The sequence below is a fragment of the Enterococcus sp. LJL128 genome, assembly GCF_056924295.1.
In genome coordinates this window covers 1-24,785 of record NZ_JBXPBP010000024.1, presented here as the reverse complement: position 1 = coordinate 24,785, position 24,785 = coordinate 1, and the positions used below count along the sequence as shown (strand labels likewise).

The 24,785-nt window shown below is 39.1% G+C and carries 22 protein-coding genes; 17 read left to right on the top strand and 5 right to left on the bottom strand.

All coding sequences use genetic code 11. The features are described 5' to 3' along the window. Positions 1-14: 14 nt before the first annotated feature. Positions 15-2,576 (bottom strand): YfhO family protein, encoded by a 2,562-nt coding sequence (locus tag AC1Z3K_RS17825; RefSeq protein WP_461733480.1) that lies wholly within the window; start codon positions 2,574-2,576, stop codon positions 15-17. A gap of 400 nt (positions 2,577-2,976) precedes the next feature. Here AC1Z3K_RS17825 and AC1Z3K_RS17820 point away from each other — a divergent pair, with 400 nt between their 5' ends. The 4 genes from AC1Z3K_RS17820 (at position 2,977) to AC1Z3K_RS17805 (ending at position 6,049) form a co-directional block, all read left to right on the top strand. Next, on the top strand, positions 2,977-4,299 hold the full coding sequence (locus tag AC1Z3K_RS17820; protein ID WP_461733479.1) for a bifunctional folylpolyglutamate synthase/dihydrofolate synthase: 1,323 nt from the start codon (positions 2,977-2,979) through the stop codon (positions 4,297-4,299). Further along, positions 4,286-4,945 carry an HAD family hydrolase gene (locus AC1Z3K_RS17815; protein ID WP_461733478.1) on the top strand — a complete coding sequence of 220 codons (660 nt, stop codon included), beginning with the start codon at positions 4,286-4,288 and terminating at the stop codon, positions 4,943-4,945. Before AC1Z3K_RS17820 ends, AC1Z3K_RS17815 begins: the two co-directional genes overlap by 14 nt. 56 nt (positions 4,946-5,001) lie before the next feature. Next, the gene (gene radC, locus AC1Z3K_RS17810) at positions 5,002-5,697 is read left to right on the top strand and encodes a RadC family protein (RefSeq protein ID WP_426084106.1); all 696 of its coding nucleotides are present in this window, start codon (positions 5,002-5,004) and stop codon (positions 5,695-5,697) included. Positions 5,698-5,848: 151 nt separating this feature from the next. Next, entirely contained in the window at positions 5,849-6,049 is a 201-nt protein-coding gene (locus tag AC1Z3K_RS17805; RefSeq protein ID WP_202066772.1) for a cold-shock protein, read from the top strand. Positions 6,050-6,197: 148 nt separating this feature from the next. On the opposite strand, the gene rnjA is transcribed toward AC1Z3K_RS17805, so the two are convergent. Further along, on the bottom strand, positions 6,198-7,874 hold the full coding sequence (gene rnjA / locus AC1Z3K_RS17800; RefSeq protein WP_426084105.1) for a ribonuclease J1: 1,677 nt from the start codon (positions 7,872-7,874) through the stop codon (positions 6,198-6,200). A 3-nt stretch (positions 7,875-7,877) separates the two neighbouring features. Beyond that, positions 7,878-8,090: a DNA-directed RNA polymerase subunit epsilon gene (locus AC1Z3K_RS17795; protein WP_426084104.1), complete on the bottom strand. Its 213-nt coding sequence runs from the start codon at positions 8,088-8,090 to the stop codon at positions 7,878-7,880. Positions 8,091-8,566: 476 nt separating this feature from the next. Between AC1Z3K_RS17795 and AC1Z3K_RS17790 the strand changes: the two genes are divergently transcribed. The 4 genes from AC1Z3K_RS17790 (at position 8,567) to AC1Z3K_RS17775 (ending at position 13,222) form a co-directional block, all read left to right on the top strand. Beyond that, positions 8,567-10,297 carry an ABC transporter ATP-binding protein gene (locus AC1Z3K_RS17790; protein ID WP_461733477.1) on the top strand — a complete coding sequence of 577 codons (1,731 nt, stop codon included), beginning with the start codon at positions 8,567-8,569 and terminating at the stop codon, positions 10,295-10,297. After that, positions 10,294-12,060 carry an ABC transporter ATP-binding protein gene (locus tag AC1Z3K_RS17785; protein ID WP_461733476.1) on the top strand — a complete coding sequence of 589 codons (1,767 nt, stop codon included), beginning with the start codon at positions 10,294-10,296 and terminating at the stop codon, positions 12,058-12,060. Before AC1Z3K_RS17790 ends, AC1Z3K_RS17785 begins: the two co-directional genes overlap by 4 nt. Positions 12,061-12,272: 212 nt before the next feature. Then, positions 12,273-12,770 carry a gamma carbonic anhydrase family protein gene (locus tag AC1Z3K_RS17780; RefSeq protein ID WP_461733475.1) on the top strand — a complete coding sequence of 166 codons (498 nt, stop codon included), beginning with the start codon at positions 12,273-12,275 and terminating at the stop codon, positions 12,768-12,770. Positions 12,771-12,856: 86 nt separating this feature from the next. After that, positions 12,857-13,222, top strand: a complete 366-nt coding sequence (locus AC1Z3K_RS17775) for an iron-sulfur cluster biosynthesis family protein (RefSeq protein ID WP_461733474.1) — start codon at positions 12,857-12,859, stop codon at positions 13,220-13,222. 480 nt (positions 13,223-13,702) lie between these two features. Here the strand turns inward: AC1Z3K_RS17775 and AC1Z3K_RS17770 are convergent, their stop codons facing one another. Both AC1Z3K_RS17770 and AC1Z3K_RS17765 read right to left on the bottom strand, forming a co-directional pair. Continuing rightward, complete coding sequence (locus AC1Z3K_RS17770) at positions 13,703-14,323, bottom strand: flavin reductase family protein (protein WP_426084099.1); 621 nt, start codon at positions 14,321-14,323, stop codon at positions 13,703-13,705. Between the two features lie 19 nt (positions 14,324-14,342). Beyond that, positions 14,343-15,314: a ring-cleaving dioxygenase gene (locus AC1Z3K_RS17765; RefSeq protein WP_426084098.1), complete on the bottom strand. Its 972-nt coding sequence runs from the start codon at positions 15,312-15,314 to the stop codon at positions 14,343-14,345. Positions 15,315-15,469: 155 nt separating this feature from the next. Between AC1Z3K_RS17765 and AC1Z3K_RS17760 the strand changes: the two genes are divergently transcribed. The 9 genes from AC1Z3K_RS17760 to AC1Z3K_RS17720 all read left to right on the top strand — a co-directional run bounded on the left by AC1Z3K_RS17760 (position 15,470) and on the right by AC1Z3K_RS17720 (position 24,401). Continuing rightward, on the top strand, positions 15,470-16,114 hold the full coding sequence (locus tag AC1Z3K_RS17760) for an HAD family hydrolase (RefSeq protein WP_461733473.1): 645 nt from the start codon (positions 15,470-15,472) through the stop codon (positions 16,112-16,114). A gap of 279 nt (positions 16,115-16,393) precedes the next feature. Next, entirely contained in the window at positions 16,394-17,725 is a 1,332-nt protein-coding gene (gene nox / locus AC1Z3K_RS17755; protein ID WP_426084096.1) for a H2O-forming NADH oxidase, read from the top strand. 796 nt (positions 17,726-18,521) lie between these two features. Beyond that, positions 18,522-19,955 carry an endolytic transglycosylase MltG gene (gene mltG / locus AC1Z3K_RS17750; RefSeq protein ID WP_426084095.1) on the top strand — a complete coding sequence of 478 codons (1,434 nt, stop codon included), beginning with the start codon at positions 18,522-18,524 and terminating at the stop codon, positions 19,953-19,955. A gap of 230 nt (positions 19,956-20,185) precedes the next feature. Next, positions 20,186-20,659, top strand: coding sequence for a transcription elongation factor GreA (gene greA / locus AC1Z3K_RS17745; protein ID WP_426084094.1), 474 nt, complete (start codon positions 20,186-20,188; stop codon positions 20,657-20,659). A 161-nt stretch (positions 20,660-20,820) separates the two neighbouring features. Next, positions 20,821-21,552: a cell wall-active antibiotics response protein LiaF gene (gene liaF / locus AC1Z3K_RS17740; RefSeq protein WP_426084093.1), complete on the top strand. Its 732-nt coding sequence runs from the start codon at positions 20,821-20,823 to the stop codon at positions 21,550-21,552. Beyond that, positions 21,549-22,661 (top strand): sensor histidine kinase, encoded by a 1,113-nt coding sequence (locus tag AC1Z3K_RS17735; RefSeq protein WP_426084092.1) that lies wholly within the window; start codon positions 21,549-21,551, stop codon positions 22,659-22,661. Before liaF ends, AC1Z3K_RS17735 begins: the two co-directional genes overlap by 4 nt. Next, a complete protein-coding gene (locus AC1Z3K_RS17730) occupies positions 22,636-23,268 on the top strand; it encodes a response regulator (RefSeq protein WP_426084091.1) in 633 nt (210 codons plus the stop codon). The genes AC1Z3K_RS17735 and AC1Z3K_RS17730 overlap by 26 nt, the downstream gene beginning before the upstream one ends. A gap of 98 nt (positions 23,269-23,366) precedes the next feature. After that, positions 23,367-24,032, top strand: coding sequence for a potassium channel family protein (locus AC1Z3K_RS17725; protein ID WP_426084090.1), 666 nt, complete (start codon positions 23,367-23,369; stop codon positions 24,030-24,032). A 60-nt stretch (positions 24,033-24,092) separates the two neighbouring features. Next, positions 24,093-24,401, top strand: coding sequence for a HesB/YadR/YfhF family protein (locus AC1Z3K_RS17720; protein ID WP_461733472.1), 309 nt, complete (start codon positions 24,093-24,095; stop codon positions 24,399-24,401). Positions 24,402-24,785 lie beyond the last annotated feature (384 nt).

The window sequence follows — 24,785 nt, the reverse complement described above, 5'->3', positions numbered from 1 at the left end:
CGCTTGTTTTTTATTTAGCAGCTTTGCAGCTCCCGCTTTTTCTTGATATGAATCCAATAACGAAAAATCAGAAAACCAATAATAGTGGTTAAAGTAATCAGTCCGCCGGCATAGAAGCTCATGGAACGGTATACCATAGCGATGGAATAGGTTCCCTCATCTAAAGGAATCGCCATCATATTGCCCGCCACAGCTACCTGTTTTACTTTTTTTCCGTTGGCTTTAATCAGCCAGTTATCGTCGTAAGGAACAGATAGATATAGTAGTTGATTTTCTTTTTTTACCGAAATATTGCCGAAAAGCTCGCCTTTTTTTGTCCACCGTAAATCTATTGCTTGTTTTTTCTTAGCAGCAGTCAGGGTGGTGAACAGCTGCTGATCCAGTGTCGCCAGCTCTAGCCCCTTGAGGGTTAGTTGTTTGCTGCTGCTTAGCTCTAAAACAACCAGTTCATTTTTTGAAAAATAACCTAAGTTAAACAGTTGATTTGTATGAATGAACATCGATGGACTGATTTTTTTACCATTAACAGTCAGGCTTTCTATTTTTGACCAGTTGATATTTGGTAAATAAAAATACAGTTCGCCGTCTGAAACAGGATTAATCTCCAAGTGATAGCTTTTCTTATCTTTAGAAATAATTTCAGCCGCTTTTTTTGTTGTTTTAAAATAAGGTTCCTCATTTTTTTGAATTGCCTGAAGCAGGTTTTCCTGATTCACTAATGGCTTGTTGGCAGCTAGGTGGACCTTTTCGAAGCTTTCAGGCACTAAAAAACCTAAGCCAACAGCTTCCTGATTTTGGTAAACAAAGGTTTGGTTATTTTCTGACAGCAATTCTCTTTCATCAGTTTTTATTGGGGTTACCTGATGAGTGACATTAAACAGGAAGTTCACTACCTGGGAATCATCCACATAACCAATCCGGCGGTCATTTTTTTGGAAAAGACCAAGAGCGGCTAATGTATCCTGAGTGTCTGAATGCAGTGTGGAAGTATAGCTGGAAATGCCGGAATAGCCATAAAGAATTGAATCGTTATAGCCATTATTCTTTTCTTGATAGCCTGCCTTTTTAGAATCAACAGTATGCTTGATTCGTGAAAGGTTCTCACCTTCAATCGTACTAAGCACCTTAGCCTGTTCTTTGTAATTTTGTTCAAAGGCCTGCTGATTACCAAAAGGAATTTCCTTCAAGGAAATCCAATAGTTACCACCCAGCTCTGCAAAAATCGTGAAGACCATAAAGGCCGCTGCTGTAGTTTTCAGCCAGCGTGATTTCGCTGTTAGCTGAATATAGTTAAACAAGAAATAATAACACCAAACAAGGACTAAACTAATTGCTGGGTAACTATAAGACAGCAAAAACTCTCGGTTGAATAAGTAAAGAGCCGCATAACCTACAATCAAACCCGTCGAAAAAATAACGGGTGCTTTTACAGGTATTTTTTCTTTCGATCGTATTCTTAGGAAGGCTTCATAAGCAAATTTGACCATGATAAAACTAAAAATAAACGTATTGCGGTATGGGAATCCTGCTGGACTCTGAAACATATGCCAAAAAGTATTAAAAAGCTCAATCCAAAAACTTAAAAATAAAAGGATTGTTAGGTAGAGAGCAAGTCGTTTTTCTTTTTTTGAGATTGACGGCAATAAAAAGTAAGTCAAAAACAAAAGAACAATTAATAGACCAGAAAAAACAGTCGGCAAATGATCCAGTCGTAAATTGAAGTCTACATTGCCGATACCAAACTGTGAAAAGAAAGAAAGACCAAATTTAGGGTAAGGCAGAAACGTCAGCAGACTGAAAGCAGTTTTCTTTGTCTGAAGCATACCTTCCAGTGCAGGTAGTAGAATAAAGCTGGTAGACAGACCTGAAAGAATGGAGGCAATAAAAAATACTTTTCCTTCACGGACAAAACCTAAAAATGAAGGTGCAGCATTTTGTTTTAAATACAAATAAATACTGTAGCCAACGGCAAAAATACAAACCATGTAACCTAGATAGTAATTTGTAAAAATAGTTAGAAAAAGTATAATAACATACATTGTAACGCGTTTATCGTACCAGAGCTTCTGTAAACCTAAAGCGAGCAAAGGAAACAGAATCAATGCATCCAGCCACATAAAGTTAATGCTGTAAGCAGCTGTAAAGCCGCAGAGACTATAAGCAGTAGAAAAAATCCAGGTATAGGATGAAATATCTGTATATGTTCTTTTCAAATAGTAGAACATAGCGCTGCCAATACAGGAAATTTTTAAAGTAATAATCCAAACAACTGCTATCGGCAGCTGCTCATAGGGAAACAAAAGTGCTAAGAAATTGAACGGACTTAGCAAATAATACGAGCTTAGTGGGAAAATTGTATCACCAAGACCATTAGAGAAAGAATAGAAGGTCATGTTGCCTTCTTCAACAAATCGTTTGAAATTACTTAAAAATGGTAAATACTGACTGCCAAGATCGCTTGCCAGTAAGTTATTGTTTCCAAATGGTGCAACTCCTAAAATAATCCAAAGTATAATAACAATAGTAAACGGAAGTAAAAAACTACCAAGAATCAACCCTTTTTCCTTTAACTTCATCTATTTTTCACCTCAATCAAACAGTTAGTTAAGTCATCAATTACCTAGTTTATTTGATCATACTGACATCTAGTGTAGCATGGGAACAAAAATTTCTGCAAAAATTATGAAACAGTTGAGAATAAATATGAAATAAATCATTTTTGCATTAAGAAGGATACTTATTACTAGACTTAACAGTTGTTATTTTATCACAGCTCTGTTTTATCCATGAGGATATTTAGACAGATTTGCTTTTTTTTAGAGAACTTAAGTAATTCTTTAAAAATTCTGATAATTTTTTGCTTATTATTGTTTCGCGGATAATAAATGTCGTTGAGAAAATTTTTCAGTAAATTTTCTTTATTAGTGAAATCATTGGAGGCTTTCGCTATAATAAGAGGTGCGAGGTGGCGAAAATATGTCAATAAAAATAGAAGAAGCTATAGCATGGATTCATAGTCGGCTGCCCTTTGGCTCACGTCCAGGTTTGGAACGTGTAAATGGGCTGTTGGAGCGTGTTGGAAATCCGCAGAAAAAAGTCTCTACGATTCATATTGCAGGAACGAATGGTAAAGGCTCTACAGTAACCTATTTAAGGTGTTTGCTGGAGGAAGCTGGCTTGAAGGTCGGTACGTTTACTTCTCCTTATATAGAAACATTCAATGAACGAATTGCTATTGATGGAATAGGAATACCTGATAATCAGCTCATTACTTATGTAGAAAAATATCAGCCGATTGTTGTAGCGATGGATGAAATACCTGAAATCAGCGGTATTACAGAATTTGAAACACTAACGGCAATGGCCTTTGACTATTTTTTAAATGAGCAGGTGGATGTTGCTATTATTGAAGTTGGCCTAGGCGGATTAATGGATAGTACGAACGTTGTTGAGCCTTTGCTCACAGGGATTACAACCATTGGTATGGATCACACGGATATCTTAGGAGATACATTGGAGAAAATTGCCTTTCAAAAGGCGGGAATCATAAAAAAAGGCATCCCTGTTGTCACTGGAAAAATTGAAGCACCCGCTTTAGCTGTTATTGAAGAGCAGGCTGAGCAACAAGATGCAGCTATCTATCGTTTTGGGGCTGCCTATGACGTTATGTATCAGCATCTAGATAAAGAATGGGGCGAGGTTTTTACCTTTCAAGATCAAAATGGGAAAATTAAAGATTTAAAAACGCCTTTATTAGGCCGTCATCAGACAGAAAACGCCGGCATGGCAATTGAACTGTTTGCAATCTTTTGCCAGCTGACTAAGCAGCCCTTTCAAACGCGAACTATTCGCCAAGGGCTGATGAAGGCCATTTGGCCTGCCCGTATGGAGCGAGTTAGTGAAGAGCCGATGATTGTATTGGATGGGGCACATAATGATCATGCCATTCGCCGGCTGGTAGAGAATCTGGAGAAGGAGTTTAAAGATCGGTCAATTCATGCGCTGTTCTCATCCTTATCAACCAAAAATGTAGATCAGATGATTCGACTGCTGCAGCAAGTACCGAATATCCATATTTATTTAACTACATTTGAATATCCCAAAGCTGTCAATCTTTCAGCACTTGAGCACTTTACTGATGAAAAAACCGAGATTGTCTCTCTTTGGCAATTTGGGCTAGGAGAAATTCTCGAAAAGATGACAAATGAAGACATGCTGCTGGTCACTGGGTCACTTTATTTCGTATCACAGGTACGGGATTTATTAATGACAATAGGAGGAAAGAATGAAAAAATTTGACGGTGTTATTTTTGATATGGATGGTCTTTTGTTTGATACTGAAATGATTTATTATCAATCCTCACAAAAGATTGCCGACATTATGGGGTTCACTTATACAAAGGAGCTATACCTTGAGTTTTTGGGTGTTTCCGACGAAGAGGTTCAGGAGAACTACCATCGTATTTTTGAAGCACACGGTAAAGAAAAAGTAGAAGAATTTATTCAGCGTTCGTATGCAGATACGTTAGCTGCATTCAAAGCCGGTCAGGTACCAATGAAGCCTGGTGTAATCGAATTGTTGGATTACCTTGAAGAAAACAATATTCCGAAGATTGTTGCTTCAAGCAACGTTCGGCCTGCCATTGAGCTTTTGCTTGAAAATGCCGGTATCAGTGACCGATTTCAACAGATTGTATCCGCTGAAGATGTTAGCCGGGCGAAGCCAGATCCTGAGATTTTTCAAAAGGCAGCCGGGTTACTCGGTACTAAACTGGAAAAAACACTGGTTCTTGAGGATTCATCTCATGGTGTGAACGCCGCTTACGCCGCAGGTATACCGGTAATTATGATTCCTGATTTGCTGCAGCCTGATGAGGAGTTAAAAGTGAAAACACTAAAAGTATTGAACAGTCTGAATGATGTACCAACCTATCTAAGCATCTGATAGAAAAAACAGCTCCTTTGCGTATCTTTTATTAGAGTACGAAAAGGAGCTGTTTTATGGAAAAGAAACTATTTATTCACGAAATGCCAGAGGATTGTCTGCCGAGAGAGCGGTTGGAAGCTGTCGGTGAAAAAGCATTATCCAATCAAGAGCTCTTGGCGATTCTGTTGAGAACCGGTTCAAGAGAGAAAAATGTGATGGAACTGGCATCTATTATTTTGAAGCATTTTAAACATCTGTATGAACTAAAAAATGCGTCACTTCACGAGATGATGTCTATCAAAGGAATTGGCAAGGTTAAGGCAATCGAGCTAAGAGCTGCTGTTGAGTTCGGTTATCGACTACAGCAGAGCAGTCCGGTGAAAATGGGTAAGATTTCATCCAGCTATCAAATTGCCCAGGAGCTGATTTATGAGATGAGAGATTTTCAACAGGAGCATCTGGTCTGTCTCTACCTGAACACAAAAAATGAAGTGATTCGACAGGATACTGTGTTCAAAGGCTCGCTAAATCAGAGTATCGCTCATCCTAGAGAGATATTTAAAGGAGCAGTAAAGTATTCAGCAGCCCGAATTGTTTTAGCCCATAATCATCCGAGTGGAAATCCTACACCTTCTCAAAGTGATATCCTGTTTACACGGAGAATGCAGGAGTGCGGAGAAATGATGGGAATTGAGCTGCTGGATCATATTATTGTCGGTCACAGCGGATACATTAGTATGCGGGAAGAAAATTTTTTGAGGGGTAACTAATTACATTTCTTGCAAAAATAAAAAAGCGCGTGTAGAATAAACTTGTAATCTTGTTTGGGACAGTATAGAAGTTTTTATTGATTAAAATCCTCTATCGTAAACGGGCAAAGTTACAATTATTTCAGTGCTTAAGCACGAGGAGGAACAGGTAATGGAACAAGGAACAGTAAAATGGTTTAACGCAGAAAAAGGGTTTGGCTTTATCTCTCGTGAAGATGGAAGCGATGTATTTGTTCATTTTTCAGCAATTCAAGGTGACGGCTTCAAAACTTTAGAAGAAGGTCAAGCAGTAACTTTTGATGTTGAAGATTCAGATCGCGGACCTCAAGCGGTAAACGTTGAAAAACAATAATATGTCCATTCGAAACACCTGATGTTCATTCAGGTGTTTTTTTGTAGAAGAAAAAGGGTACATGCTAAATTGCGGGAAAATAATCATTATAGAACCAAAAAATACCGCGGACTCGACCTTTCAGTTGAGTTCGTGGTATTTAAAATTTCTAATCATTAACTGTCATAATCATTGGTAAAATCATTGGGTGACGTTCTGTTTTTTCAAAGAGATAAGGCTGTAATGTAGCCGTAATCGCTTCGCATAGCTTAGCTTCTGTACAGTTACTGTCTTTCAGCGCTTCACGAAGTGCATGGAACAAGAGCCGCTGTCCTTCATTAATCATGTCTCCGGATTCACGCATATAGACAAAGCCGCGGGACAGAATATCAGGACCAGCCTGAATGATTTTATTTTTGATATCAACTGTGGCAACGGCTAGGACAAGGCCTTCTTCAGAAAGAATACGTCTGTCTCTCAAGACGATATTTCCGATATCGCCAACACCATTTCCATCTACATAAACATCGCTGGCATTAAAGTGACCAGCTGAATGAGCACTCTCCGCAGTTAAGGCAAGAACATCCCCGTTTTCCATAATAAAACAGTTTTCTTCGGGAACTCCCACATCCATTGCTAAGGAAGCATGGATTTTCAACATTCTAAATTCACCATGAACAGGAACAAAAAATTTAGGCTTCATAAGGCGAAGCATGAGCTTTTGCTCTTCCTGACCGCCGTGACCAGAAGTATGGATATTATTGATTTTACCGTGAATCACTTTTGCACCAGCTTCTGAAAGTAGGTTAATCAGCCGGTTAACACTAGTTGTATTTCCGGGAATAGGCGAGCTGGAGAAGACAACCGTATCTCCTGGCTGTACAGAAATCTGCCGATGAGTTCCGTTGGCAATACGGCTCAGAGCAGCCATAGGCTCTCCTTGAGACCCAGTACATAGAATCATTGTTTCATTTGCTGGAAGCTGATTAATCTTAGAGGCTTCCACAAATGTACCGTTGGGCACATTGATATATCCCAGACGTTCGCCATTCACAATGGCATTTTCCATACTACGCCCAAATACAGCGATTTTTCTACCAGTTCGGACAGCAGCTTCAGCAGCCTGTTGTAAACGAAAAATATTTGAAGCAAAGCTGGCAAAGATAATTCTACCTTCAATCTTTTCAAAAATTCTCATGATTGAAGTACCGATTGTTTTCTCGGATTTTGTAAATGTTGGGATTTCAGCATTTGTACTATCGGAAAGCAGACATAGAACACCTTCTTCACCGATTTTCGCCATACGATGGAGATTGGCTGGTTCTCCTACAGGCGTGAAGTCAAACTTGAAATCTCCTGTGGCAACGATATTTCCCGGAGGTGTTTTCACAACAATTCCCAAAGCATCCGGAATACTATGAGTTGTTCTAAAGAAGCTAACTGATGTTTTTCTGAAACGAATCACGCTGTCTTCGTTAATTTCATGAAGCTCTGCATCACGGAGTAATCCGTGTTCGTCCAGCTTATTGGTAATCAATGCTAAAGCAAGAGGTCCAGCATAAATAGGAATATTCGCCTGTTTTAACAGGAAAGGAACACCGCCAATATGATCTTCGTGTCCGTGGGTGATAACTAATGCCTTTACTTTTGTCAGATTTTGGATGATATAGCTGTAATCAGGGATAACATAATCAATTCCCAACAAATCATCCTCAGGAAATTTGATTCCTGCATCAATCAGGATAATCTCATCCTGAAACTGTACACCGTAAGTGTTTTTGCCGATTTCGCCAAGACCGCCGATACCGAATACACCCGTCTCATTGTTTTTTATATTCACTCTCATAGGTTAAAACTCCGTTAATTTAAACTCAGCATGCTCTTGCTCATAAGTTAAATGATTTCCTTCAAGAAGCTGAATAAATTCAATGTTGTACAGGGTATTATCTTCGACTAGCTGACGCACTGCCACTTCACTTTCGCCTTCAACGTAAATAGACAATGTATCTTCTCTTTTTGGGTTTCTTGTTTTAGTTTCCTGGTAATAAACTTTAAAAATCATAATTATATTCTCCTCCATACATGCTTATGCATGCTTAATTTATTATTTTTAGTATCTATAAAATTTCGACACAACAAAACGAGGTGGTCCTCCACCCTATTCAGTATTTGCCATCAAAAACATTGAGTTGATGATGAATGGAGTCTAGCCTTACTCCATTATATGTAGAAGAAATTCAACCGTCCTGTGTGTTGTGGGTACAACAATTATTGATATTTTATCATAGAACAATTAAGAAGTATAGAAAGGACGATTATTTTATAGAGAATTTAAAAAAGGCAGCAAGCGATGTCTAAGAACTATGACTGTAGATATTTTCCTAATCTCACTGAAACGTGAAAAGCTGTGTTAGAAAAATTAAAAAAACAAACGATAAAGGAGTAAATCATTTGTTTTAAATATGAAGATTTACCATTGGGTTCTTTTTGTGCTATAGTGAAAGCACTGACCTAAAATTTGAATAAGGAGATGATTATTTGAAATTGATGTGGCGCTACACGATGAGATATAAGAAGCTTTTGCTTGCAGATTTCATTTGTGTATTTGGGTTTATATTGATTGAATTGGGGCTGCCGACAATCTTAGCACGCATGATTGATAACGGAATACAAAAGAACGATTTTGATTATGTAAAGCAGCAGGGACTGCTAATGATTATTATTACTGTTGTCGGTGTGATTATGAATATCATGCTGGGTTATTTTGGGGCGAGGATTACAACCAATATCATTCAGGATATTCGAAATGATCTTTTTGAAAAAATTCAGTCATTCTCACATAGGGAATATGAAACGTTGGGTGTTTCTTCATTAATTACCCGAACAACCAATGATGCATACCAGATTATGCTTTTTATGGGCAATGTTCTGCGAATCGGTTTTATGACACCGATGATGTTTGTTGTCAGCCTAGTTATGGTGATCCGTACAAGTCCATCGCTTGGTATTTTTGTTTTAGGAGCATTACCGATTCTGCTTTTGGCCGTAGTTATGATTGCTAAGGTCTCTGAACCTTTATCTAACAAGCAGCAGAAAAATCTAGATGGAATTAATAGTATCCTTCGGGAAAACTTGTCTGGGCTGCGTGTGGTTCGAGCCTTTGTGAATGAAAAGTTCGAAGAGTCCCGCTTTAAAAAAGTCAATGAAAACTACACCAGCAGTTCGAAGAGTCTCTTCCGGTTAATGGCTGCTGCTCAGCCGGGCTTTTTCTTTCTATTTAATATCGTAATGGTATTAATTATTTGGAATGGGACACTTCAAATTGATGCCGGCAGCTTAGCGGTGGGTGATTTGATAGCCTTTATTGAATATATCTTTCATGCACTGTTTTCTTTTATGTTGTTTGCCAGCATGTTCATGATGTATCCTCGGGCTGCGGTATCTGCTCGAAGAATACAAGAAGCATTTGATATGGATCCTGATATCAAGGAAAATCCTAAAGGAGTTACTGAAACACAGCAAAAAGGCTACGTAGAATTTAAAAACGTAACCTTTGCTTATCCAGGCCATGCGCAAAGTCCGGTTATTCGGGATGTGAGCTTTACAGCGTCCCCTGGCGAAACCGTTGCCTTCATTGGAAGTACAGGGAGTGGGAAATCAACCTTGGTTCAATTGATTCCAAGGTTTTATGATATTTCTGAAGGTCAAGTGCTGATTGATGGTGTAGATGTGCGGGAGTATAATTTAGCTGCATTGAGAGAAAAAATTGGTTATATTCCGCAAAAAGCACTTCTTTTCACTGGAACAATTGCTGAAAACCTTCGTTATGGTAAGGAAGATGCGACGATGGAAGAGATGGAGCGTGCAGCGGATATTGCCCAGGCTTCTGATTTTATTTCGCAAAAACAACTAGGCTTTGACGAGCTGCTGTCAGAAGGCGGCGCAAATTTCTCTGGCGGACAGAAGCAGCGGTTATCAATTGCTCGTGCCGTTATCAGAAATCCTGAAATCTATATATTTGATGATAGTTTTTCTGCGCTGGACTATCAGACTGACGCTAAATTGCGTGCCCGTTTGAAAAAAGAAACAAAAGAATCTACGGTTCTGATTGTTGCCCAACGTGTGGGAACAATTATGCATGCCGATAAGATCATCGTATTAGATGAAGGAAACATCGTGGGAATGGGAACCCACAAGGAATTACTTGAGAACTGTCCTATTTATTATGATATTGCAGCTTCTCAATTGTCAGAGGAGGAATTGGCATGAAAAATGGGCTTTCTTCCGTTAAACGTTTAGGGAAATATATAGGACCTTATAAAACGCATTTTATTTTGGTCATTATTTTTACAGTCTTAACAGTCGCATTAAACGCGGCAATGCCATATGTTTCAGGGCTTCCGACAACGGAAATAGCTAAAAATATTTCCAATGGCGAATCGATTAACTTCGAGTATATCAAGCAGTGTCTGGTTTGGATTTTGATTGTGGGACTTGGCTATTGTATAACACAGTTTTTATCAGGCTACCTGATGACTAATGTTGTACAGCATTCGATGAGGGATTTACGGCGGGATATCGATGAAAAAATTAATCGTCTGCCGGTTTCATATTTTGATAAAAATCAGCAGGGGAATATTCTTTCACGTGTAACGAATGATGTGGATGCAGTTAGCAACGCCTTCCAACAAAGCTTCATCAATATTATTTCTGCTGTACTAGGAATTGTTATGGCGGCATCAATGATGTTTTATATCAATATTCGTCTAGCGTTGATTTCTATGATTATGATTCCATTATCTATCTTCATATCACAGACAATCGTTAAAATTTCACAGAAATACTTCCAAAACATGCAGAATGCTTTGGGTGATATGAATGGTTATGTACAGGAAAATATGACTGGCTTTAGTATCTTAAAGCTTTATGGCCGGGAAAAGAAAACCCTTGAAGGATTCAAGGAAGTAAATGCAACTTTACAGAATTATGGGTTTAAAGCAACGTTTATTTCTGGGCTGATGATGCCGCTGGTTCAACTGACAGCTTATGCAACGTATATTGTGATTGCTGTTCTGGGAAGTCGGGATGTTATTTTGGAGATTATTGCTGTTGGTCAACTACAGGCAATGATTCAATACATCTGGCAAATCAGCCAGCCTATGGGAAATATCACACAATTATCGGCTGCGCTGCAAAGTGCCTCAGCGGCGACCAAGCGTGTGTTCGAGATTCTTGATGAACCAGAGGAAATCGTAAATTCTCAGGATGTTCCTCTGCCAGCTTCAGTAGAAGGCGATGTGTTGTTTGAAAATGTTAGCTTTAGCTATGATCCGAAAAAACCATTAATTCGTGACTTAAATTTTGAAGTGAAGGCTGGACAGACAGTTGCTATCGTTGGGCCAACAGGTGCTGGGAAAACTACCCTAATTAATCTGTTGATGCGCTTCTATGATGTGAATGAAGGGGCTATAAAAATTGATGGTGTGGATACGAAGCAGATGAATCGCAGCGATGTCCGCTCTGTTTTTGGCATGGTTCTCCAAGATGCCTGGCTTTATCAGGGAACAATTGCGGACAACATTCGTTTCGGAAAGCTGGATGCAACTGATTATGAAGTTGTTGATGCAGCAGAGACGGCCAATGTAGATCATTTTATTCGTACAATGCCTGACGGCTACGATATGGAAATCAATGCAGAGGGAGATAATGTCTCACTAGGGCAGAAGCAGCTGCTTACGATTGCCCGCGCAGTAATTTCTGATCCGAAAATCTTAATCTTGGATGAAGCGACCAGTTCCGTGGATACGCGATTAGAAGCGTTGATTCAAAAAGCTATGGATAAGGTTATGCAAGGACGTACTAGTTTTGTAATAGCTCACCGCTTATCTACAATTAGAGGAGCAGATTTGATTCTCGTAATGAATCAAGGAGAAATTATAGAAAAAGGTACCCATGAAGAATTGCTAACACAAGGTGGTTTTTATGAAAAACTGTATAACAGTCAGTTTGCAGAAGACGGTGATTATGATTAAAGAATAGAAAAAAAGGTCGCTAAGGTAATCGCACTATCTGGTAAAGCTAAGGTGGTTACCACAAACCTTCGAAGAATAGAGAAGATTCAAAATCCCATTTATGCGGTGCTAAGGACTGAAGTCTAGTCATTTTGACTAGACTTCAGTCCTTTTTTATTTAGAAAGCAAGTCTGGAATTTGCTATACTAGAGTGAAAGAAAGAAGGGAAAATGATGACGAAAAAACAAGGTTTCATTGCAGAAAGTGCAGATGTTTACGGTGATGTTCGGCTGGCAGAAGATGTGAGTATTTGGTATCAAACAGTATTGCGGGGAGATAATCAGACAATTGAGATAGGAAAAGGCAGCAACATTCAGGACGGCACAATCATTCATGTGGATCCGCAGGCAGCGGTGACCATTGGAAGCTATGTAACAATCGGACATCAGTGTATTATTCATGGCTGTGAGATAAAAAGCGGAGCACTTATAGGTATGGGTAGTATTTTATTAAATCACTCTGTCATCGGTGAAAACAGTTTGATTGGGGCCGGGTCACTAGTAACAGAAGGGACTGTGATTCCGCCAAATGTTCTAGCTTTGGGACGTCCTGCAACAGTCATTCGTCCGTTGACGAAAGAGGAGATTGCTAAAAACAAAAGGAATGCGGATCACTATATTGAATTGGGAAAGAAGCATCAAAATGGGGAGTTTCAAGCAGTCAGGAACTAAAAAGATAGGATTGATGCAAACAGAAGCAGACTAATCGGAGAATTTAGGAATAGGTGTTAAAATGGAAGCAGAAGGAGAGGGTAGCGATGTATCTAAAAATTACAGACCAGGCACAGAAAAAACTTTCCAGCTATGTAAACGAAAATACAATAGTCATTCTAGACATGGATGATGGGGCCGGTGAATATTCCAAAGTTGGTTTTTGTTCTTTAGACATGAGCTTTCGCATTCTGATTTTAAATTCTTCACAGTCTAAGAAGGACTATGATGCGTTGGTGGAAAGCAGTATTGGGGATATCTATATAAAAGATTATTCTAAGCGCTATCTTGACGAGGGAATGACACTGGATTTCGATCAGCGGCTGCATACGCTGAATCTTAAAACGCCTAGCGGAACATTGGACAGTAGTGTGCAGATTGTTGACTTACGGCCAGAACGAACAACAGGCTAACAGGACAAAGTGCATGGTGTCTATCATTAGAATATTTATCTCCGCATTTTTTAGCTTATCTTGCGGTAATAGTACCATGTGAAGCGAGTGGGACATGACCTCAATGAGTTATATCCTACTCACATGGAATCCGGATAAACAGTGGGAGCAGTAGCACATACCAGCATTAAACTGCGACGAGTAACCGCAGGAGCACATGCCATACTACCATCTGCGACGAGTAACCGCAGGAGCAAGACCTCTGGAAATAAGCCGAAACTCACAAAAATTTGGAGAACACCAGATAGGAATCAGTCGACATCGACTAGCTCACATTCGTGTTTCCTGTCATTTTCGTGAATTTCTTCTTATTTTCTAGGGACTAAACACTTCTGTCCCATCCGCCTATTGAAAAAAGATGTGCCATTTATCGAACGGATAATGGCGCATCTTTTTTAGTTTTATAATAAGCTGTTGTCCAATAACGGGCTAGTACATTTATTATTCAGGTCTAGTTAAGTCAAAAATAGTGCCCATTTGTGTATAGGAATTGCCAGCCAAGCGGGCAACTGGTCGAAATGTCTCCGGCAGGATATACTCGGATTCTTTATCAAAAATTGTCTGATCAAAGTAAAAGTCCGTAACCTCAGCAATAATCATATCAGTCACGATAGTGCCTGTATGATTTTGCAAAGGAATATGCTGATGCAGCCGGGCCTCCATCCTTAACTTGGCTTTTTTGATTGCTGGCACGGAGACCGACTGACTAGGGATTGTGTCAAGCGCATTTACGACCACTTCACTTTGATCAACAGGCAACGAAGCAGCAGTTTGATTCATCACTTCAACGATTTCCTCATCAACAAGATGAATAACTAACTCATGGTTTTCAAGAATATTTCTCGCTGTGTCCTTCATCAGTCCGTTTTTTCTTAGAATAGCCAGACTAATGAGCGGGATATCCGAAGCGGCGGCATTAAAAAAACTGAAAGGAGCTGCATTAACTACATTATTGTCCTGATTCAGCGTTGTTACCCAGGCAATTGGTCTGGGAATAATACTGCCGGATAAAAACTTATATTGTTGCTTTTTTGAAAGCTGATTACTAGAATAATGCAGCATGCGTTTCACCCTTTCGGCTTTATCTTTGTTCGTTGGCATCTGTAGTATCAAAAGGACGGACGAAAGCTTCAATCTCTTTTCTTTTTGGTTCTAGAAATGGTGGAAGGGAAAGCTTTTCACCGGCATTTTCATACGTTTCATCCTGTAAAAATCCGGGGCCGTCAGTAGCAAGCTCAAATAGAACATGTGGTGCGGCCATAAAGTATTCAGATTCAAAATAAAAACGCTCAACAAAGCCAGAGTTTGGAAATTCTAGTTTATTAATTTGGTCAATCCAAAAACGCAGAGCTTCTTCATCAGCAACACGCAGTGCCAAGTGATGCACGTTTCCAAAGCCTTCAGAAGCTTTAGGCAAATCATCACGGTGCTCTACGATAATGCTGGCACCATTGCCGCCTTCACCAATTTCGAATAGATGAAAACTGCCCTCAGCATCGATTAAATGAAAGCCTAAAACCTCAGTCAGAACCAGCTGCATATGCTCAAAATTTTCAACAGTGACAAAGACGGGTCCTAAACCAACAATTGCGTGTTCAGCTGGAACATTACTGTTTTTCCAAGGAACACCAGCAGCTACACCGGTATTCTTTTCATCTGAAATCAGCTGGTAACGCTGACCGTCAAAATCTTCAAACTCTACATAGCTTTTTCCAAAACGCTCCTGAATTTCTCCATGATCAATTTCATGTTGATTAAGGCGATCAATCCAATAAGTCAAGGAAGCATCATTTTTTACACGGAATGAGGTTCTGGAAATGGAGTCTGTTCCTTTAGTTCCTTTAGGGATTCCAGGGAAATCAAAGAAAGTCATATCTGTTCCTGCACTCCCCAAGTCGTCTGTGAAATATAAATGATAGGTTTCAATATCATCCTGATTTACTGTCTTCTTTATCAAGCGCAAACCGAGAATATCAGTAAAGAAGCGATAAATTTTTTCAGCACTAGATGTCATTGCTGTTACATGGTGAATTCCTCTAATTTGTGTATCCATAAATAGTACCTCCAACTGGTTCGATTTTTTCAACTTACTAAAAGTAAGTATAGTGGCAAATGAAAATAAAAGCAATAGATAGGTCTTGGCTATTTTATTTCTCGTTAACAAGAAATAAGTGTGCTACGATAAGGATAACAATTGGAGGGATAAAGATGAGATATAGCGCACTCTTGTTTGATTTGGATGGTACGATTACTGATTCTGGTAAGGGGATTATCAATTCTGTTACCTACGCATTGAAGAAAATGAAGGTAGCAGTTTCACCGCAGGATAATCTGCGTTCTTTTATAGGGCCGCCTTTAAAAGATTCTTTTATGACGAACTATGATTTGGACGAAACTGCTGCTGAGAAAGCTGTAGCCTATTATAGGGAGTATTACAGGGAAACAGGAATCTACGAGAATACTGTTTATGAAGGAATTCCAGAGGTTTTAAAGCAATTGAAACAAGCAGGCTGCCAACTCTATATAGCAACGTCCAAGCCTGAGCATTTTGCACGCCAGATAGCAGATTACTTTCAGCTCACCGATTTTTTTGAAGGAATCTATGGAGCAAGTATGGACGGTATACGTTCGAAAAAAGGAGATGTGATTCGCTATGCGCTGAATAACGGGAATATTAATCCGGCAGAGGCAGTAATGATAGGGGATAGAGAGCATGACATATTAGGTGCAGCGGAAAATAATCTTCCAGCAGTCGGCGTATTGTATGGCTATGGCAGCAAAGAAGAATTGACAGTAGCTGGGGCATATAAAATACTCTCTAAGCCTGTTGAACTAGCTGATTTGCTTATCTGAGTATTATAGACAAAAATCCTGAAAGATAATCTCAGGTTTTTTTTATGTTCAATAAAATCACATTCGTTATTTTTTGGAAGTGTTAATTTTTGAATACTTAATAGAAAAAATAGAATTTTTTTGACAGTAGTGGAGCCTTGCTTACGTAAGCGTAACCAATAGTTTGCTCACTAATTCTCAATTTTTTCGATAAAATCTCGATATTTTGATAAAAGTAATCCCTTACATTGAGTTATAATAGAATAACAACCTTTAACATGAAATGGAGGAATTTTTTTAATGACAAAAACAGTTATTGTCGGTACCAATCACGCAGGTATTGCAGCAGCAAACACGTTATTAGACACGTACAAGGATCAAGAGGTCGTAATGATTGATAAAAATACGAACTTGAGCTATTTAGGATGTGGAACTGCTCTTTGGGTAGGACGTCAGATTGATTCTTACGAAAATCTTTTCTACACAAAGAAAGAAGATTTTGAAGCTAAAGGTGCAACTATTCACATGGAAACAGTAGTTGATCACATTGACTTTGAACAAAAGATTGTTCATTGTAAAAAGCAAGACGGAGCAGAATTTTCTGAGACTTATGACAAGCTGATTTTAGCAACTGGGTCGGCTCCTATCTCTCCTGATATTCCAGGAAAAGAGTTGAAAAATGTTGAGTTCCTGAAGCTTTTCCAAGATGGTCAGGCCGTGGATGCAGCAATGGCTCAGCCAGGTGTGGAAACAGTAGCAGTTATCGGTGCAGGCTACATTGGTGTGGAAATTGCTGAAGCAGCGAAACGCCGTGGCAAAAACGTTCTGCTTTTTGATGCAGCAGACCGCTGCCTGCCGAACTATTATGATAAATGGTTTACTGATGATATGGATAGGGTATTATCAGATAACGGTGTGGAGCTTCATTACAATGAACTGGCCAAAGAATATAAAGGCTCAGAGAAAGTAGAAGCTATTGTGACGGATAAAGGGGAATATCCAGTAGATTTAGTAATTAACGCTATTGGCTTCCGTCCAAATAATGAACTTGGCAAGGATCATTTGAAATTATTTACTAATGGTGCCTATTTAGTAGACAATCATCAACAAACAAGTGATCCAGATGTTTACGCAGTAGGAGATTGTGCAACCATTTATTCTAATGCTGTACAAGCAACAACTTATATCGCTTTAGCAACAAATGCGGTTCGTTCAGGGATTGTCGGTGCTCACAATGTCGGCGGTACACCGTTGGAAGCAATTGGTGTTCAGGGATCAAATGGTATTTCAATTTTTGGTTATAATATGGTTTCAACAGGGTTAACTGTGCAAGAAGCTGAAAAAGCTGGCTTTAAAGTGAAATATACAGAATTTGAAGATACACAAAAGCCTGGCTTTATGAAAGAAAACAATAAAGTGAAAATTCGGATTGTTTATGAAGAAGAGTCACGTCGAGTGATTGGTGCTCAGCTGGCATCCTATGAAGATATTTCAATGGGAATTCACATGTTCTCACTGGCAATTGAGGAAAGTGTAACAATTGATAAGCTGAAATTGCTGGATATTTTCTTCCTGCCTCACTTCAACCAGCCGTATAACTATATAACAATGGCAGCATTAAGTGCAGAATAGGAACAGATAAAAAGCGGGAGATTATCCCGCTTTTTTATCTGCCCTGTAAAAAAGAATGTTAAAACCGTTTTTTCTTTATATGGTGAGAGTAGACAGTAGGATATTCAGAAGCTTTTTATTTCGAGTTTGGGACATAAGTAAATGCCTGAACTCTTCTTTCTCTAAAATCCGAATAAACGGCGTTCCAGTCTTTGTATGCTTCGAGGATCGCAACAGAGTGAGAACCGTAGACAAGCTTGTAGGAACCTAATGCTTTGTCTCGAGAATCGCTAGACTCGTAGAGACAGCAAGCTCACTACACTTTGTTCCGATAGCATCAACTTCTAAGTGCTAAAAGCACTAAGAGTTGAAGTTCTCGGAAATAAGCCGAACGATCTCAAAAATATGAAAAGCTCCAGGTAGGTATCAATCAACAGCTGCTCGGTTCCCTTGTAGTGTTTCTTGACAATTTTCGGATAATCCGTCTTATTGCTGTGAAACACAGCGAGGGATGAGCTGATGTTGAACAGTACCTACTTGGTTCTCGGAGCTAAACACTTTTGTCTCGACCTCGGTTGAAAGGCTTTGCGTAAATAGGAGTAAGCACTTATTAGCTGCCGTTTTTTGTAATTTTACAGGTTTGAAAAATGAGAAATATTACTTAAGCGATGGAAGAAACTGCGCCCGCTCTCCTCATAGTTTCACTAAAAGAATCTTAATTTAGAGCTCTTTTACCTAAAAAAGTTTAAATTTCAAAAACTTTCATGTATAATGGTTGGAGTTATAGAAGTTATTTAAAAAGCAAGGAGGATTAATTTTGGCAAACGATAACCAAAATAATCAAGATCATTCTGATTCTTCCTTTAAAGATCAGGTACTGCGTTCTTTGAGAGGTGACAATGTTGAGAATGACAATACATCTTCTTCTGGAAACAACTATCATAGTGAAGAAACTAATACGCATACTGATTATACTGATAACTCATCAGAGTGGGAGTCCCGGCAGGAAGCTCCCGAAAGCTATTCCCGATCAGCGGCTCACGATACCCGCAGCGGCGGCTATCAATCAGAAAATACAAATGAGAGTGGGGATGAAGTACACCGCACTTCAGAAAATAGAGCAGGTTCTAAAGAAGAGTTTAGACGAACTCGAAAGAAAGAAGACAGAATTGTTAATAAAATAGCATTATTAGTTATTTCTGTTTTGATTCTGGTGATTGCTATTTTCGGTTTTACCTTATACAAGTATGTTGATGATGGATTGAAACCATTGGATAAAAGTGATTCTAATCTAGTTCAGGTTCATATTCCTGAGGGATCTTCTAATAAGGAGATTGGGGCCATACTAGAGGAATCAAAAGTTATTAAAAGCGGTATGGTGTTCAACTACTATATTAAATTTAAAAATCTGACGGATTTTCAGGCAGGCTATTATCAGATGTCTCCTGATATGACCTTGGACGATGTGGGCGAGATGCTCAAAGCTGGAGGAACAGCTGAGCCAACTCAAATTGCGGATGGAAAAGTAACGATTCCTGAAGGGTATGATATTGATAAAATCGGAGATGCAATCAAAGAAAATACTTCGTTTAAAAAAGACGATTTTATTGCATTGATGAAAAATCAAGATTATTTTAACTCGCTTCAAGCGAAATACCCTGACTTGTTGGAAACTGCGGCAACTGCAGAAGGGGTTCGTTATCGTTTGGAAGGCTATCTATTCCCGGCAACCTATGATTACTACAAAGATATTACACTGGAAGATTTTGTAGAACAAATGGTAGCTAAGTCAAACAGTGTAATGGAGCAATTCAAGCCAACAATTCATGCAAAAGGAATGTCTAATCAGCAGGTGTTGACACTAGCTTCCCTCGTGGAAAAAGAAGGAGTCGAAGAAAGCGACCGAAGAAACATTGCGCAGGTCTTCTTCAACCGATTGGCTGCTAATATGCCACTGCAGTCCGATATTTCAATACTTTACGCATTAGGAGAACATAAGGAACTGGTAACCTATGAGGATCTGGAAGTTGATTCTCCATACAATCTCTATAAAAATGCCGGATATGGACCTGGACCTCTAGACAGTCCGAGTGAACAGGCGATTTCCGCAGTGCTGAATCCTGAAGAGAACAATTATCTGTACTTTGTAGCGGATATCACTACTGGAAAAGTTTACTTTGCTGAAACATATGAAGAGCATCAGGTTTTAGTAGACAAATATGTGAATAATACAGAAGAAAATAGTGATTAAGTATAATTTTAGAGTAATTTGTTACGAGCCAAACTATTTACGGTGAGGCTCGTTTCGCTTTGATAAATTTATGAAAGCGGTAGATTTTTTAGAAACGAAAAAAATAAAAATACACAATTCTTATTTACAATTTTTGGAAACCGTGGTAATCTTTTGTGGATTACAAATGCTGTATATTGTTAGAAACAAATACATAACAAATTGTAGTAAGTTAGTAAGGGAGAATCATTATGGTGGAAAAAGTATTTCCTATGACACTTGAAGGAAAAGAAAAGTTAGAGCAGGAATTAGAAGAATTAAAAACAGTTAAACGAAAAGAAATTGTAGAGCGTATTAAGATTGCCCGTAGTTTTGGAGACTTGTCTGAAAACTCTGAGTATGAATCTGCTAAAGACGAACAGGCTTTCGTTGAAGGACGGATCACTACATTGGAAAATATGATTCGTTTTGCTGAAATTATCGATAACGGCGGAGTTGATTCAGATGAAGTTTCTATTGGAAAAACGGTTGCGTTTATGGAACTGCCAGATGGAGACGAAGAAGAGTATACAATCGTAGGAAGTGCTGAAGCGGATCCGTTTTCAGGGAAAATTTCCAATGATTCACCAATTGCACAGGCTTTGATTGGCAAATACTTAGGTGATGAGGTTGCGATTGCAACACCGGGCGGCGATATGCAGGTAAAAATTACCCGTGTAGGCTAAAGAATAGATGAAGATGATAACCGAGGATAGGAGAAATAACTCTCCCATCCTCGTTTTGTTGAAAACTCAGGCTTAAGACCTATAGCAAAATCGTACTAAAGCAACTAATATTATTGTGAGAGACAAGGTATACTAATGACAGAAAGAAAGGGGGAGTAAGAATGAATAATCCATGGAGATTTTTTATTATTGTAGAGGCATTATTATTTGTTTGTGCTTTATGGCAGGTTATACATAACACACCTCTTCTCATCCTGTTGATACTAGGCGTTTTAAGTGTGGTCTTTTCTACAAGAAGACCGCGTAGAAATAACTTTAACAGTTTTTTACTTATAATGGGGGTTATCCTGATTCTAATTGGGGTAATTAACAGTCCGGCTGTTTGGCTGATGGTTGTCTTTGCTATTTTATTTATTGGTTTAAAAGGTGTGGAAGTTGCCGGCATTGATATTACACAGCGGGCTCCTTGGAAGAAAAAGCAAATGATGATTATTGAGACAACGAATGTTGAAAGTAAAAATGGCCGCCGCTTCAAACGTCCCTGGTTTGCCAATGAGCGGATTGGCAGCAATGTGTATGAGTGGGATGATATCAACATCAACGTTCTTTCAGGCGACACAATTGTTGATTTAGGAAATACCTTGTTGCCGAAGGATGACAATGTTATTATTGTAAGAAAAGGTTTTGGCCGCACAAGGATACTTGTTCCTTTGGGCGTAGCAGTTCTGTTGGAGCACTCCACATTTTTCGGCAGTGTGACATTTGAAGACGAGAAGTATCATTTGAAAAATGAATCCTTCAAAATTTACAGCGACAGCTATGATGATAATCCGAGAAGGCTGAAAATCATTACAAATACTTTGTTAGGAGATGTTGAGGTGATCCGTGTATGATAGGTGAGAAGATTTCCCGACAGATGCTGGCAATTTATGCTTCGCTCAGTACATTTTTAGTTGTAGTATTTACGCTGTTTTCCTACTTCTATTCAACAAGACAAAAAGATTGGCTGTTGGAGCTTTTCCGTAGAAAAGTTTTCTACATCCCTTTCTTTTTTCATATTTTACTGATTTCTTTGTTGGTGGGTTTGATTACTTTTCTATTGATTTCTATTGTGCAAAAAGCGCAATATGGTAAAATTGAAGAAAAGCTGCGTTTGTTGGCAGCTGGGAACTATGACAGTCCTCTGCTGGCTAAGCGAATCCCCCATCCGGAAAGCGATGCATATGTTGGCGAAATTGACACGGATATGGGAAAGATTCGGGCTAAATTGCTGGAGATGTCGAAAGAACTTCAGTTGTTAAACAGTCGTCCGCAGATTGTAGATGGCGAAACGAGAGAAGAGATTTTAGAAGCAGAACGTCATCGTCTGGCCAGAGAACTGCATGATTCAGTGAGTCAGCAGCTCTTTGGTGCGATGATGTTGATTTCTGCACTAAATGAGCAGGCTCAAAAATCAGAGGCGCCTGAAATGGCAATGTTCAAGAAACAACTGGCGATTGTCGGTGATATTATCAATGCTTCTCAATCTGAAATGAGAGCCCTACTGCTGCATTTACGTCCAGTAAGTCTGGAAGGAAAGAGTTTGAAAAAGGGGATTGAACAGCTTCTAAAAGAACTGCAGACAAAAATTAAGATTGAACTGACGTGGGATGTAGAAGATGTTTGTCTGAACAACAGTATTGAAGATCATCTGTTTCGGATTGTTCAGGAGCTCCTATCGAATACGCTGCGTCATGCGAAAGCCCATGAGCTAGAAGTATACATGCATCAAGTTAATGATAGCGTCCTTTTGCGACTGGTTGATGACGGTGTGGGCTTTGATACAAATGAAAACGAGAACAAAGCCGGCAGCTACGGCTTGAAGAACATTCGGGAACGAGTAGCCGGTATGGGCGGTACAATCAAGATTATCAGCTTTAAAGACCAAGGAACGAGTGTAGAAATAAAAGTACCTGTGATAAAGGAGGAGCTTGTAGATGATCAAAGTAATGCTGGTGGATGACCATGAAATGGTGCGCTTAGGTGTTTCTTCCTACCTGTCTATTCAAGAAGATATTGAAGTAATTGGCGAAGCTGAGAATGGAAAAATTGGCTACGAAAAAGCATTAGAGTTAAGACCGGATGTTATTCTGATGGATTTGGTTATGGACGAAATGGATGGGATAGAATCTACACAAGCGATATTGAAAGACTGGCCAGAAGCCAAGATTATTATCGTAACAAGTTTTATTGATGACGAAAAGGTATATCCTGCTATTGAAGCTGGCGCTGCCGGCTATTTATTGAAAACATCTACAGCTCATGAAATTGCCGATGCTATTCGGGCAACTTATCGTGGGGAACGTGTACTTGAACCAGAGGTTACAACAAAAATGATGGAGCGGCTGACAAAGAAACAGGAGCCGGTTCTTCATGATGATTTAACAAATAGAGAATTTGAAATTCTTTTGCTGATTGCGAAAGGGAAAAGTAATCAGGAAATCGCTGATGAGCTGTTTATTACATTAAAAACAGTAAAAACCCATGTTTCCAATATTTTAGCAAAGCTTGACGTAGATGATCGGACACAGGCGACGATTTATGCTTTTCAGCATCAGCTAACAGAGTAGTGATAAAATTGTATAACATTTAAAAGCAGAAGTGCATGGAGGAATAATAACCCCCTATTGTGCTTTTGCTAAATTCATTTATAGGAGCATTGAATATTATGAAGCAGAACTTTGCGGTTATTGGATTGGGAAGGTTTGGAGGCAGTATTTGTCAAACGCTGGCTGAGGCAGGACAAGAAGTCCTTGCAATTGACAGCAGTGAAGATCGGGTAAATGAGTACATGAATATTGCTACTCATGCAGTAGTTGCTAATGCGCAGGATGAGATGACCCTGCGTTCTTTAGGTATCCGCAATTTTGATCATGTAGTTGTTGCGATTGGCGAGGACATTCAGGCAAGCATCTTGGTCACATTGATGGTGAAGGAAATGGGTGTACCTAACGTTCTAGCGAAGGCTGTGAACTCTTATCATGCTAGAGTATTAGAGAAAATAGGAGCAGATACAGTGGTTCACCCGGAACGGGATATGGGGGTCAGACTGGCACACAAGCTTGTATCAAAAAATATTTTAGATTATATTGAGCTGTCAAATGAGTTTTCCTTAGCAGAGGTTCGTGTATCTAATCCAAAGTTTTATAACAAAACACTTGCTGATTTAAATTTCCGTCAGCGGTTCGGCTTGACCGTAGTTGCTATTCGTCGATCTAAAACAGAAGTTATTGCTTCTCCTGCTGCAGAAGAAATCGTTCGGGAGAATGATAACCTGTTAGTAATTGGTGATACGGACGATGTTGACTTATTGGACGAGAAAATGAGTCAATAAGCATTTTTCCATGAAACTACTGTGCCGTATGCTACAATGGTTTGGTAGGGAGGAATGATGATGAAACTGACGATAACACCTCGTGCTCAGAAATGGTTTGAAGGGGAAATCGATGTTGCCTCAGGGATGGGGATTCGCTTTTATGGGAAGGTCTACGGGAAAACCGATGTCCATGAAGGTTTTTCAGTTGGGATGTCTGTTGATACCCCAGAGACGCCGCTAATAGAGGTTAATGAAGCAGGCAGACTATACTTTGTTGAAGAAACCGATGATTGGTTCTTTAAAGGCTATGACTTGCTTGTAGACTATAATGAAAAAATGGACGAACCGAGCTACCATTTTGAAAAAAATGATGATTTTGAAGGGTAAGTAGGTATCTATTCTTGCGGACGATTGATTTTCTATTTTGAATAGATGTTAATTCACTTCATTTCAGATACAGAAAATGAGAATGCAAAAAATATAAAGCTCCGAGATTAAACTGGAATTATCCGAAAATAGCTGCTGCTATTTTTGATTGATTCCTGCTTAATCCCACGGAGCTTGCTTTGCTGTCTATGCTTCTTACGACAGTACGTTTCAGGAATATAAGAACAATGAAACGCTATTTAATATTTTTTAGGGAGTGGGACATAATCCACTCTCAAAAAGAAAACAAGCTCGATTTTGATGATGAATGTCAAAATCGGGCTTGTTTTTTCTTCTTCCCTTCTCTTTCTCTCCATATATTTTCCTAATTTTCTTAGATTTAGT

Bases quoted from the DNA above. Each gene is read 5' to 3' on its own strand.
- AC1Z3K_RS17775 (WP_461733474.1), top strand. From the start codon at position 12,857: ATGTATCTAAAAATTACAGACCAGGCACAGAAAAAACTTTCCAGCTAT.
- AC1Z3K_RS17815 (WP_461733478.1), top strand. From the start codon at position 4,286: ATGAAAAAATTTGACGGTGTTATTTTTGATATGGATGGTCTTTTGTTT.
- rnjA (WP_426084105.1), bottom strand. From the start codon at position 7,874: ATGAGAGTGAATATAAAAAACAATGAGACGGGTGTATTCGGTATCGGC.
- AC1Z3K_RS17780 (WP_461733475.1), top strand. From the start codon at position 12,273: ATGACGAAAAAACAAGGTTTCATTGCAGAAAGTGCAGATGTTTACGGT.
- radC (WP_426084106.1), top strand. From the start codon at position 5,002: ATGGAAAAGAAACTATTTATTCACGAAATGCCAGAGGATTGTCTGCCG.
- AC1Z3K_RS17825 (WP_461733480.1), bottom strand. From the start codon at position 2,576: ATGAAGTTAAAGGAAAAAGGGTTGATTCTTGGTAGTTTTTTACTTCCG.
- AC1Z3K_RS17785 (WP_461733476.1), top strand. From the start codon at position 10,294: ATGAAAAATGGGCTTTCTTCCGTTAAACGTTTAGGGAAATATATAGGA.
- AC1Z3K_RS17725 (WP_426084090.1), top strand. From the start codon at position 23,367: ATGAAGCAGAACTTTGCGGTTATTGGATTGGGAAGGTTTGGAGGCAGT.
- AC1Z3K_RS17765 (WP_426084098.1), bottom strand. From the start codon at position 15,314: ATGGATACACAAATTAGAGGAATTCACCATGTAACAGCAATGACATCT.
- AC1Z3K_RS17795 (WP_426084104.1), bottom strand. From the start codon at position 8,090: ATGATTTTTAAAGTTTATTACCAGGAAACTAAAACAAGAAACCCAAAA.
- AC1Z3K_RS17730 (WP_426084091.1), top strand. From the start codon at position 22,636: ATGATCAAAGTAATGCTGGTGGATGACCATGAAATGGTGCGCTTAGGT.
- AC1Z3K_RS17805 (WP_202066772.1), top strand. From the start codon at position 5,849: ATGGAACAAGGAACAGTAAAATGGTTTAACGCAGAAAAAGGGTTTGGC.
- AC1Z3K_RS17820 (WP_461733479.1), top strand. From the start codon at position 2,977: ATGTCAATAAAAATAGAAGAAGCTATAGCATGGATTCATAGTCGGCTG.
- nox (WP_426084096.1), top strand. From the start codon at position 16,394: ATGACAAAAACAGTTATTGTCGGTACCAATCACGCAGGTATTGCAGCA.
- AC1Z3K_RS17720 (WP_461733472.1), top strand. From the start codon at position 24,093: ATGAAACTGACGATAACACCTCGTGCTCAGAAATGGTTTGAAGGGGAA.
- AC1Z3K_RS17770 (WP_426084099.1), bottom strand. From the start codon at position 14,323: ATGCTGCATTATTCTAGTAATCAGCTTTCAAAAAAGCAACAATATAAG.
- AC1Z3K_RS17760 (WP_461733473.1), top strand. From the start codon at position 15,470: ATGAGATATAGCGCACTCTTGTTTGATTTGGATGGTACGATTACTGAT.
- liaF (WP_426084093.1), top strand. From the start codon at position 20,821: ATGAATAATCCATGGAGATTTTTTATTATTGTAGAGGCATTATTATTT.
- AC1Z3K_RS17735 (WP_426084092.1), top strand. From the start codon at position 21,549: ATGATAGGTGAGAAGATTTCCCGACAGATGCTGGCAATTTATGCTTCG.
- greA (WP_426084094.1), top strand. From the start codon at position 20,186: ATGGTGGAAAAAGTATTTCCTATGACACTTGAAGGAAAAGAAAAGTTA.